General features: G+C 43.8%; 13 protein-coding genes, 1 tRNA gene and 1 other RNA gene. 8 read left to right on the forward strand and 7 right to left on the reverse strand.

Going from position 1 to position 9,883, the window contains the following annotated elements; all coding sequences use genetic code 11:
• The coding region (locus tag B4033_RS02085; RefSeq protein WP_286831717.1) for a DNA primase at positions 1 to 899 on the reverse strand (899 nt) is incomplete at its 3' end.
• Between the two features lie 190 nt (positions 900 to 1,089).
• Positions 1,090 to 2,079 carry an outer membrane protein assembly factor BamD gene (locus B4033_RS02090; protein ID WP_286831720.1) on the reverse strand — a complete coding sequence of 330 codons (990 nt, stop codon included), beginning with the start codon at positions 2,077 to 2,079 and terminating at the stop codon, positions 1,090 to 1,092.
• A 71-nt stretch (positions 2,080 to 2,150) separates the two neighbouring features.
• On the opposite strand from B4033_RS02090, the gene rluD reads away from it, so the two are divergent.
• Genes rluD through B4033_RS02105 form a run of 3 tightly spaced genes read left to right on the forward strand, consistent with a single transcriptional unit; the run spans position 2,151 to position 4,585 of the window.
• A complete protein-coding gene (rluD, locus tag B4033_RS02095; RefSeq protein WP_286831723.1) occupies positions 2,151 to 3,203 on the forward strand; it encodes a 23S rRNA pseudouridine(1911/1915/1917) synthase RluD in 1,053 nt (350 codons plus the stop codon).
• Positions 3,204 to 3,243: 40 nt separating this feature from the next.
• Entirely contained in the window at positions 3,244 to 3,984 is a 741-nt protein-coding gene (gene pgeF / locus B4033_RS02100; protein WP_286831726.1) for a peptidoglycan editing factor PgeF, read from the forward strand.
• A 40-nt stretch (positions 3,985 to 4,024) separates the two neighbouring features.
• On the forward strand, positions 4,025 to 4,585 hold the full coding sequence (locus tag B4033_RS02105) for a flavodoxin family protein (protein WP_004814919.1): 561 nt from the start codon (positions 4,025 to 4,027) through the stop codon (positions 4,583 to 4,585).
• 60 nt (positions 4,586 to 4,645) lie between these two features.
• Here B4033_RS02105 and smpB read toward each other — a convergent pair whose 3' ends face one another.
• The gene (smpB, locus tag B4033_RS02110) at positions 4,646 to 5,125 is read right to left on the reverse strand and encodes an SsrA-binding protein SmpB (RefSeq protein WP_004280586.1); all 480 of its coding nucleotides are present in this window, start codon (positions 5,123 to 5,125) and stop codon (positions 4,646 to 4,648) included.
• Between the two features lie 139 nt (positions 5,126 to 5,264).
• Here smpB and coaD point away from each other — a divergent pair, with 139 nt between their 5' ends.
• The 4 genes from coaD to B4033_RS02130 all read left to right on the forward strand — a co-directional run bounded on the left by coaD (position 5,265) and on the right by B4033_RS02130 (position 6,574).
• A complete protein-coding gene (coaD, locus tag B4033_RS02115; protein WP_004280585.1) occupies positions 5,265 to 5,756 on the forward strand; it encodes a pantetheine-phosphate adenylyltransferase in 492 nt (163 codons plus the stop codon).
• 1 nt (position 5,757) lies between these two features.
• Complete coding sequence (locus tag B4033_RS02120; RefSeq protein WP_004280584.1) at positions 5,758 to 6,021, forward strand: YfhL family 4Fe-4S dicluster ferredoxin; 264 nt, start codon at positions 5,758 to 5,760, stop codon at positions 6,019 to 6,021.
• 26 nt (positions 6,022 to 6,047) lie between these two features.
• Positions 6,048 to 6,425, forward strand: an RNA gene (gene rnpB / locus B4033_RS02125) — RNase P RNA component class A.
• 72 nt (positions 6,426 to 6,497) lie between these two features.
• Positions 6,498 to 6,574: transfer RNA gene (locus tag B4033_RS02130), tRNA-Met, on the forward strand.
• Positions 6,575 to 6,626: 52 nt separating this feature from the next.
• Here the strand turns inward: B4033_RS02130 and B4033_RS02135 are convergent.
• The 3 genes from B4033_RS02135 to B4033_RS02145 all read right to left on the reverse strand — a co-directional run bounded on the left by B4033_RS02135 (position 6,627) and on the right by B4033_RS02145 (position 8,539).
• Positions 6,627 to 7,355 (reverse strand): hypothetical protein, encoded by a 729-nt coding sequence (locus B4033_RS02135; protein WP_147395688.1) that lies wholly within the window; start codon positions 7,353 to 7,355, stop codon positions 6,627 to 6,629.
• Positions 7,356 to 7,406: 51 nt separating this feature from the next.
• Positions 7,407 to 8,036 (reverse strand): CatB-related O-acetyltransferase, encoded by a 630-nt coding sequence (locus tag B4033_RS02140; protein WP_286831737.1) that lies wholly within the window; start codon positions 8,034 to 8,036, stop codon positions 7,407 to 7,409.
• A 107-nt stretch (positions 8,037 to 8,143) separates the two neighbouring features.
• Entirely contained in the window at positions 8,144 to 8,539 is a 396-nt protein-coding gene (locus tag B4033_RS02145; protein ID WP_286831739.1) for a RidA family protein, read from the reverse strand.
• 140 nt (positions 8,540 to 8,679) lie between these two features.
• On the opposite strand from B4033_RS02145, the gene B4033_RS02150 reads away from it, so the two are divergent.
• Positions 8,680 to 9,261, forward strand: a complete 582-nt coding sequence (locus B4033_RS02150; protein ID WP_163165324.1) for a TetR/AcrR family transcriptional regulator — start codon at positions 8,680 to 8,682, stop codon at positions 9,259 to 9,261.
• Between the two features lie 79 nt (positions 9,262 to 9,340).
• On the opposite strand, the gene greA is transcribed toward B4033_RS02150, so the two are convergent.
• Positions 9,341 to 9,817: a transcription elongation factor GreA gene (greA, locus tag B4033_RS02155; RefSeq protein ID WP_005222895.1), complete on the reverse strand. Its 477-nt coding sequence runs from the start codon at positions 9,815 to 9,817 to the stop codon at positions 9,341 to 9,343.
• Positions 9,818 to 9,883: the final 66 nt, after the last annotated feature.

Genomic DNA, 9,883 nt, shown 5'->3' on the forward strand with positions numbered 1-9,883 from the left:
GAATCCGGCGAGTTGATATATTTCGGCTTGATTTCATCATTGAGCGCACGGCCACCAAAGCCGACCACGCGACCTTTCGCATCCCGAATCGGGAAAATCACCCGGTCACGAAGCAGGTCGAAATCACGACCATTGTCGCTGGTACGAATCAAACCTAAGAGCTTGAGACCTTCAATATCCTGCGGGAAAGCTTTTTCCAGGTGCTGCCAGTCTTCCGGTGCATAGCCTAAGCGCCAATAGGCAATTGTTTCAGCACTGAGGCCACGTTGGCGGAAATACTGCTGTGCACTGGCACTATTCGGTAACTGGCGCTCATAGAATTGTGCGATATTTTCCAATAAGTCAAACAGGTTGCCTTCCTGAGGCGCGTCCTGCATTGGCATTTGCTCAAAAGCAGCAAACGGATCGCTATAGTAATCCTGTTCAGGATTCTGAAACTCTGCAAAAGGGTCAAAACTGGCTGTCGATCCAGTATCACTGGCAGTTGAAAATGCCTGATTCGGATTATTGGATGTATTGGTTGCTGCCTTTGGCGCAGACGGTTTTGTTGCAGCTTTAGGCTTCGCTGCTTCACGCTTATATTTAAGCTTGCTGGATTCCTGATTATCTTTAGGTAATTCAATGCCGGTCTGACTGGACAGGTCTTTCATCACTTCAATGAAATTACGGTTGCCAATGTCCATTAAAAAACGGATAGCATTACCATTAGCCTGACAGCCGAAACAGTGAAAATACTGCTTGTCACGGTAAACGTGGAAAGAAGGCGATTTTTCCTGATGGAAAGGGCAACAGCCCGAATAGGTACGACCAGTTTTTTTTAATTTCACGAATTGACCAATCACATCGACAATGTCGGTGCGATCGAGAATCTGATCAATCGTATGTTGAGGAATGGCCATAGTCTGCTGAGCTTCTCGTGCTGCGTTTATAAGGTGTAAATCATTGAAAAATTAAGAGTAGGAACTAAGCCGGCTCTATATAAATTCCTTTGTATACCTTTTGCACGATTTGTTCAAGCGTTGCTCAGAAATGGCAAAAGGGCAAGTATGATACCTTGCCCTTTGCAAAATTGCACCTGTAACAGTCGGCTTATTCAGCAGTCGGCTCAGGCTGTTCAGTTTCCGTGTTTTTAGAACGATCTAACAAACCAAATGACATGCGATTGGTCAGGCTGCGTTCCTGTTTTGGTTCCGGAATATTGTCAGAACCTGAGTAGGTACGCGCTTCCTTACCGAATATCCCTAAGGTTGCACGGTTAAAGAAACTGCCTTCACTGCGTGCCGAACTTAAGTCCACTGTACCATCGGCATTCACCAGATTTGGATAGTTCAGTTTCAGCACTTCGATATATTGCTGTGAAGTTGCTTTATCACCGAGCTTGTCATAGCCATAGGCAATGGTCGCCAGAGCTTCCGGAGTTTGTGGCACTTGTGGGTAGTGTTCAATCACCCATTGCGCACGTTCAACAGCCGCAAGGTAAGCTTTACGCTTGATGTTAAAACGCGCCGCATTCATTTCATGCTCAGCCAGTTCCTGACCAATAAACTTCATACGTTGAGCAGCATCAACTGCATATTCGCTTGAAGGATAGCGACGAATAAAATCAACGAAGTTCTGATAAGCCACTTTCAGATAGCTGACATCGCGGTGTGACTGTTTCAGTTTGGTATAGCGCAGCAGACCGTTATAGTTCTGCTCCATGTTGGCTACACCACGCACATAGTAGGCATAGTCCACATTTGGATGTTGTGGATTCAGGCGGATGAAGCGTTCAGCCAATGCTACTGCACCTTCAAAATCCTTTTGCTGGAATTTGACATAGATCAGATCCAGTTGCGCCTGAGCTGCATACTGACTGGTAGGGAAATAGGTTTCCAGACCTTCAAGCTGACGTGCAGCATCACTATATTGCTGACGATCAAGCGCTTTTTGTGCTTTTTGAATATAAACCTGTTCGCTGGCTTCAGGGCCTTTATCCACGACGTCTTTTTTTGTTGGATTACTGCTACAGCCTACCATTGCCGATGCAACGCCTAACGTAATTGCAAGCATTGTCATTTTATAATGTGGTAGCGACATAAAAATTCCTCTGTTAATACGGGCAATGAGCTACAATTGCACTATTAAACCACTTTTGTCTGAATGAGCAAATGAGTCAAGCACAATCTTCCAATTCTAATTTCCCTGAAACTGATTTTAATTTACTTGAAGATTCTGAGGATGCAGATAACCATACTTCAGACACAACTGCAACACGTTTAGCGTTGCAATTTCAAGTGGATGAAACCTATCTGGGCCAGCGTATCGATCAGGTTGCCGCGATCGTATGGAGCGATTTTTCCCGCGAAAAGCTGAAACAGTGGATCAAAGACGGTAATTTATTGGTCAATGGCCAGCCTGTAAAGCCTAAATATAAATGTGATGGTTTTGAAACGCTTACATTAAATGTCGAGCTTGAGGCACAGACCCGCAGCCTTCCTGAAAATATTCCACTGGACATCGTCTATGAAGATGATGACATTATTGTGGTCAACAAACCAGTTGGCATGGTCGTGCATCCGGGTGCAGGCAATAGTTCTGGTACTTTGGTGAATGCGTTATTGCATCATTATCCAAAATCAGCAGAACTGGCGCGTGCCGGTCTGGTGCACCGTATCGATAAAGATACCTCGGGTTTACTGGTGGTTGCGAAAAATCTTGAAGCGCAATTCTCTTTAAGCCGTCAGCTTGAGAAAAAATCGGTGTACCGCGTTTATGATCTGGTTGTATATGGCAACATCATTGCCGGCGGTACCATTGATGAGCCAATCAAACGTCATCCGGTAGATCGTGTCAAAATGACCGTACTTCCAAGCGGTAAAGACGCGGTGACGCATTACAATGTGAAAGAACGCTTCCAGCACTTTACCCGTGTTCAAGCGCGTCTGGAAACTGGTCGTACCCACCAGATCCGTGTGCACTTTAGCTATATCGGTTATGGTCTGGTGGGTGATCAGGTGTATATGCCGCGTGTCCGTATGCCAGCCGGTGCTTCACAGTTGCTTGAAGATACCTTGCGTGGCTTTAAACGTCAGGCACTGCATGCTGCGACTTTAGGTCTGAAACATCCACGGACCAAAGAAGAAATGACCTTTAATGCGCCGTGGCCAGAAGATTTCACCAATCTGGTTGAAGTACTGCGCAGCGAAAACAAGGCTTATTAATTTCTTCATTTCCAGCATTGGTCATTAAAAGGGAAGAGACATGCAATTTGTACAAGGTTTGCCTCAAGGCGTTTATGTGGGGCAGACCCGTGTTCATCATGAACAGATACAGCCATCGGAGCAGCCAGAACTGGCGGGCTTTAACCTGGCATTGCATGTCAATGACAATCCGGCGCGTGTGCAAAAACATCGCATCCAGTTGCTAAAAGACTTCCAGCCTTTTGGCGTGGATAAAATCACCTGGATGACCCAGACACATAGCACCATCTGTCATAGCATTAATGAGCAGATGCCATTTACCGCACTGGTCGGAGATGGTCTGGTGACGCAGAGCAAAGCGCACGCCTTGATGATGATGACCGCAGACTGTTTACCTGTGGTGCTGGGAAATGCAGATGGCACAGAAGTTGCCAATTTACATGCAGGCTGGCGCGGGCTGGCAGGTGGGATTGTGGAAAATACAATTACTGCCATGCAGACTCCGCCGACTTGGGCATGGCTCGGTGCGGCGATTAGTCAGCCGTGTTTTGAAATTGGCGCAGAAGTAAAAGCAGCTTTCTGTTCCAAATATCCTGAACTGGACAGTGCATTTCAGACAGGAGAGGAGGCAGGCAAGCACTATGCCGATCTGTATGCAATTGCCCGTTATATCCTGAATCAACATGGTATCAAAACCGTGCTGGGGGGTGATCAGTGCTCTTACCGTCAGGCAGATGAATACTTCTCTTATCGCCGTGAAGCCAAGACCGGACGCATGGCAACATTCGTGTTTATGGCTTGAAAATGTTAAACTTGACTGAAATTCTTGGTTTTTAAGTATTATGTCCCTATCTTCCCAATCTGTTGCGATTGTTTATCACAGTCCTTATGGACACACGGCTAAAGTGGCAAATTTCATTGCCGATGGTGCACGGGAAACTGGTGTTCAGGTGCATATGATGAATGTCGAACATATAGATTGGGAGGTGCTGGACGCCGCAGATGCCATTATTTTTGGCTGTCCAACTTATATGGGGAGTCTGACTTCGGCGATGAAGCTGTTTATGGAACAGTCTTCGAAACGCTGGCTGGCGCGTGCATGGCAGGGCAAGCTGGCAGCAGCTTTTACCAATGGCGGCGGTCTCAGTGGCGACAAGCTGGCGGTATTGCAGCAGATTAATCTGTTTGCCATGCAGCACGGCATGTTATGGGCAGGTTTGCCATTAATGCCAACTGGACGTAGCGTAACTGACCTGAATCGTATGTCCAGCTTTTTAGGTTTGATGACTCAATCGGATAATGCACCTGTTGAAGTAACCCCACCTGAAGGGGATTTAAAAACTGCGCTGTGGTTCGGTGAATATATTGCCTTGACGCTGGCCCGTATGAATCTGAAGGCTTAATTGGATTCATAAAAAAACCTCCATTTCATGGAGGTTTTTTTATATTCAACTTTTAATCCATTATTTATGGAAAATTCGCGCTTTATCACGTTGCCAGTCACGGTCTTTTTCGGTGGCACGTTTGTCATGAAGCTGCTTACCTTTCACCAGAGCAATTTCCAGCTTGGCATGTGGACCTTTCCAGTAGCAGGCCAATGGAACGCAGGAATAACCTTTCTGGTTAATCGCACCCATCAACTTTTCAATTTCACGGCGATTCAGCAACAGCTTGCGGGTACGAGTTGCTTCAGGCACCACATGGGTTGAAGCGCTTAATAAGGGCTGAACCTGTGCACCAAACAAGAACGCTTCACCATTTTTAAAGGTAATATAACTTTCTACGATGGTCATACGACCAGCACGCATTGATTTGACTTCCCAGCCTTTTAATGAAAGCCCCGCTTCAAATTTCTCTTCAATAAAATAATCGTGGCGGGCACGTTTATTTAGTGCAATGGTACCGCCATTATTTTTTTTTACTACAATAGATGCTTTCGCCATAATCTGATACTTCCAAACGTGCTGCTATTGTACCGCAACTAGAAATAAGGTGAAGTTTTTTAAATTAATGAGGATTATTCACCAAAAAAACAAGTTTTTGCTAAAATAAGATTCTACATAACAAACAGAGTACAAATGGATGTCTAAAACTCGTGTGATTTATCCGGGGACTTTTGATCCAATTACCAATGGACATATTGATTTGGTAACCCGCGCAGCGCGAATGTTTGATGAAGTTGTGGTAGCCATTGCCATCGGTCATCATAAAAATCCGGTATTTAGTCTGGAAGAGCGTGTCGCATTGGCGAAAGAGTCATTGAGTCATTTGGACAATGTTGAATTTGTAGGTTTTGATGGTTTGCTCGTCAATTTTTTCCGTGAGCAAAAGGCGACTGCTGTATTGCGTGGTTTGCGTGCAGTGTCTGATTTTGAGTATGAATTTCAGCTGGCCAATATGAACCGTCAGCTGGACTCCCATTTTGAAGCGGTATTTTTAACTCCTTCAGAACAATATTCTTTTATTTCATCCACTTTGGTGCGTGAAATTGCTCGATTAAGAGGTGATGTGACCAAGTTTGTACCACCAAACGTGGTTGCTGCCTTCGAGCGTAAACTTCAACAAGGTTGGTAGCGTGTCTTTATATATCACCGATGAATGTATTAACTGTGATGTCTGTGAACCTGTATGCCCGAATGAGGCCATCTATATGGGTGAACTCATTTATGAGATTCATCCAGACCTATGTACAGAGTGCGTCGGACATCATGATCAACCGCAGTGCCAGCTGTTCTGTCCGGTGGATTGTATTCCACTGGATCCGAATCATGTCGAAACGCAGGAACAGCTGCAAGCCAAGTATGAAAAACTGACTGCTCAAAAAACATCAAGCAATTAGTCTCGATATTTGATACTATGCCGCTCGAAGTGAGCCAGACGATCGCTGCTGTGGAGATCTCCGTGATTGAAGCAGGGGAGGAAAGTCCGGGCTTCATAGGGCAAGGTGCCAGGTAACGCCTGGGCGGTGTAAACCGACGGCAAGTGCAGCAGAGAGTAGACCGCCTTCATTATGGTTCTGAGCAATCGGGATCGGAGGTAAGGGTGAAAGGGTGCGGTAAGAGCGCACCGCATGACTGGTAACAGTTCATGGCATGGTAAACCCCACCGGAAGCAAGACCAAATAGGGATCCTTTAGGCATGGCCCATGCTGGATCCGGGTAGGTCGCTTGAGCGTATGAGTGATTGTACGCCTAGAGGAATGATCGTTCTCGACAGAACCCGGCTTATCGGCTCACTTCACCAAATTTTGATCAATCAGTGCATTATGGGGTTGACGTTTTTTTTAGAAAAACTCATAATGCGCGCACAGTTTAAGGCTATGTAGCTCAGTTGGTTAGAGCACCGCACTCATAATGCGGGGGTCACAAGTTCAAGTCTCGTCATAGCCACCATATTCTGAAAAAACCCACTCCGATTGAGTGGGTTTTTTTATGGCTAAATGTTTTAACCTCCCACTCCTATTTGAATGAGCTGTTGAATATTTAAAAGACTTTGAGTCGCACTTTCTGTAATTTCGAGTAAACCCGTAATTTTTAGTAACTCTCCGAAAAGATTTTTTCCTTCTGTTGTTTGCGCATAAGCTTTGTAATCAGAATCGGTAACTATATGTCCGATGGTGCTATCAATCGTTTTATGGATGTTTTCTAAACCTAAAAAATTATAATTTTCTAGATCATTGATCAGGGTTTGCAATTGCTTTTTTACGTATAGCTTTACTTTATCCGAAGCTTGGCTCTGTAATGTTTCTGTCAGTTTGTCATTTAATGATTGTATGAGATCATCGATTAAACTTTGGTCAATAAGTTTAAAATGACGGTATTTATCCACTAGTGCGTCGTGTGTAGTCTCTAAAAGGAATAAATGTTCATCGTTAAAACTACTCATGAAATTGCTGTAATTGGAAGGTAAGTGGATGTTTAAAAAAGCTTGATTGATTGGCCCAGACCATTTGTTATATTGCTTTTCTAAAAAAGTTACACCCGTGCAAAAATTTTTTATTTCAAAAACATGGTTGTGGAGTTGGGAAATGCTTTGTGTAATTAAAGGTACATTTTCTATGTCAACTTTAAAAAAGTCTGATAAAACATCTAGCGTTCTTCCACTGCGTAAAGGGTGTTTACGTAGCTTTATTAGGGCTGTATGTAATTTTAATGCTTGGTTATCGTAGATCAATTTCATCCCCAGTATTTTGAATAAAAAATATACTATTAGGGTTCTGTTGTGTTATTCAAGTGAGCTATTTAAAAAAGCAGATAGTTTATTTACATCATCCGTCTGTAACTGCTCACGCATTTTTAGAAACTGCTTTTCATCTAAGTCATAAAGCTTAAGTGACAGCAGTTTTTTTATATCTTCATCAGGGAAACGATACTTAATAATTTTCGCAGGTACACCGCCAACGACTGCATAAGGTGGTACATCTTTCGTCACAACCGCACCTGTTGCCACCACAGCACCTTCGCCTAGCTTTACACCCGGCATAATCATGGCACGAGAGCCGATCCAGCAGCCATCACCAATGATCGTATCACCCGCAAGCTCAAAACCCCGTGTATCGAACGGAAACGCTGAAATCCAGTCGATACGGTGCAACTGGTTGCTACCCATCATAATCACGCATTCTGCGCCAAAACAGACGAAATTGCCGATATAAAGCTGATCAATTGGCTTCTCAGGCGTTGCAGGCTTATCATGTAAATAACGCACAACACAACGCTCAAAACCCTGATCCCAATAGGCTGAATAGTAGGAATAATTCCCTTTAATATGAATATTCGGGTTCTTCACGGTTTTTGAGATAAACTCGAACTCACACCAATGATTCACAGGCGAATTAATTAACTTTTCGGACATAGGGAGACAAGAACAATAAGGAATGGGTCATTATACCGAATTGCGCTGCAAGCTGAATCAACAATCTCGATCTAGTCCATGAAGAAAATTTTAAGGTAAATGCTGATCTAAGTGCTTTGAGGGATACGTGCAATGACTTTAATTTCAAAATCAAAACCAGCCAACCAGGTTACGCCCACAGCCGTCCAGTTCGGATAAGGTTTTTGGGTAAAAATCTGGTTTTTAACTTTTATAATGCTTTCAAACTGCTGTTGAGGATCAGTATGAAAAGTGGTGACATCGACAATATCATCAAAAGTACAACCAGCCGCTGCCAATGTTGCAGCTAAATTTTCAAAAGCCCGTTCTACCTGTTTTTCAAAATCTGGTTCGGGAGAACCATCTTCACGGCTACCGATCTGACCTGAAACAAAGAGTAAATCTTGCGATTTGATCGCAGCAGAATAACTATGTTGTTCATACAGGGCATGGCGGTCTTGTGGAAATATTGCAGTTCTAGTCATGGCTATTCTCTTCAAAAAATTACTATGAAAATCCTTTCTTAAAGCGTTTGGCAGTTTCACATACGCTTCGTATGTAAACATAATTGACATACGCTGCGTATGTCAATTAAAATTTTTGTAATGCTGAAGTGAGAATAGAAATGTCTGTTCGTGAATTAAAAATGGCCGAGACCCGTAAAAAACTGATTCAAGTGGCACGCCGTGCATTTGGAGAATATGGCTATGCAGAGACTTCAATGGATAAACTCACAGCAGAAGCAGGGCTGACCCGTGGTGCGCTATATCATCATTTTGGTGACAAAAAGGGTTTATTTGCAGCGGTGGTCGATCAGATTGATTCAGAAATGGCTTCATCTGCCCAGCAACATCTGGAGCAGCCTGATGACCTTTGGTGTGGATTAATGCTTGAAGGACGCACTTATATTGAACATGCATTAAATGCTGAGTTTCAACGGATTGTGCTGCGCGATGGCCCGGCCGTACTCGGTGATCCAGCACATTGGCCAAGTCAAAATAAATGCCTGCAGTCAACACGTGAATGTGTAGAACAGTTACTAGCTGAAGGTCGATTAAAACCAGTCGATGCGCTTGCTGCTGCGGTCTTGCTAAATGGCGCAGCAATGAATGCAGCACTGTGGGTGGCATCCAGCGATGATCCTGCACAGGTTTTACCTCAGGCTTTACAGGCATTTGAAGCATTGGCTTCTGGCTTCTTAAAATAAAATCGATAGAAATTTTCAGGATCAATAAAAAACCCCTCAAGCGAGGGGTCTTACAGCCTAAAAATATCTAAATAAAAAATTAGATATATTCAACTTTGGAAATTTCGTATTCCACTTCACCTTGTGGTGTCACGATTTTCACTTCGTCGCCTTCGTTTTTACCTAAAAGACCACGTGCGATCGGAGAGTTCACAGAGATCTTGTTGATCTTAAAGTCTGCTTCGTCATCACCCACAATTTTGTAAGTTTTTTGTTCTTCAGTGTCCAGATTTTCAATGGTCACTGTTACGCCAAATACAACACGGCCGTTTTGTTCCAGCGCTTTAACATCAATCACCTGGCAAGCACCAAGTTTACCTTCGATGTCCTGAATACGACCTTCACAGAAGCCCTGTTGTTCACGTGCAGCATGATACTCTGCATTTTCCTTTAGATCTCCATGTTCACGTGCTTCAGCAATTGCAGCTGTAATACGCGGGCGATCAACAGTTTTTAGCTGATGTAATTCTTTTTCCAAGGCAAGTTTGCCTTCAGGAGTCATAGGATAACGTTGCATAGTTGTCCCTCAAAATTAGGTATGTAAGTAAAATACAAAGTGTATAAATAAAAAAAAGCCCGCCAC

It is taken from the genome of Acinetobacter sp. UBA3132 (assembly GCF_002364825.1).
Classification (GTDB): Bacteria; Pseudomonadota; Gammaproteobacteria; order Pseudomonadales; family Moraxellaceae; genus Acinetobacter; species Acinetobacter schindleri.

Bases quoted from the DNA above. Each gene is read 5' to 3' on its own strand.
- B4033_RS02150 (WP_163165324.1), top strand. From the start codon at position 8,680: ATGTCTGTTCGTGAATTAAAAATGGCCGAGACCCGTAAAAAACTGATT.
- B4033_RS02090 (WP_286831720.1), bottom strand. From the start codon at position 2,079: ATGTCGCTACCACATTATAAAATGACAATGCTTGCAATTACGTTAGGC.
- B4033_RS02105 (WP_004814919.1), top strand. From the start codon at position 4,025: ATGTCCCTATCTTCCCAATCTGTTGCGATTGTTTATCACAGTCCTTAT.
- coaD (WP_004280585.1), top strand. From the start codon at position 5,265: ATGTCTAAAACTCGTGTGATTTATCCGGGGACTTTTGATCCAATTACC.
- rluD (WP_286831723.1), top strand. From the start codon at position 2,151: ATGAGTCAAGCACAATCTTCCAATTCTAATTTCCCTGAAACTGATTTT.
- B4033_RS02145 (WP_286831739.1), bottom strand. From the start codon at position 8,539: ATGACTAGAACTGCAATATTTCCACAAGACCGCCATGCCCTGTATGAA.
- B4033_RS02140 (WP_286831737.1), bottom strand. From the start codon at position 8,036: ATGTCCGAAAAGTTAATTAATTCGCCTGTGAATCATTGGTGTGAGTTC.
- smpB (WP_004280586.1), bottom strand. From the start codon at position 5,125: ATGGCGAAAGCATCTATTGTAGTAAAAAAAAATAATGGCGGTACCATT.
- pgeF (WP_286831726.1), top strand. From the start codon at position 3,244: ATGCAATTTGTACAAGGTTTGCCTCAAGGCGTTTATGTGGGGCAGACC.
- greA (WP_005222895.1), bottom strand. From the start codon at position 9,817: ATGCAACGTTATCCTATGACTCCTGAAGGCAAACTTGCCTTGGAAAAA.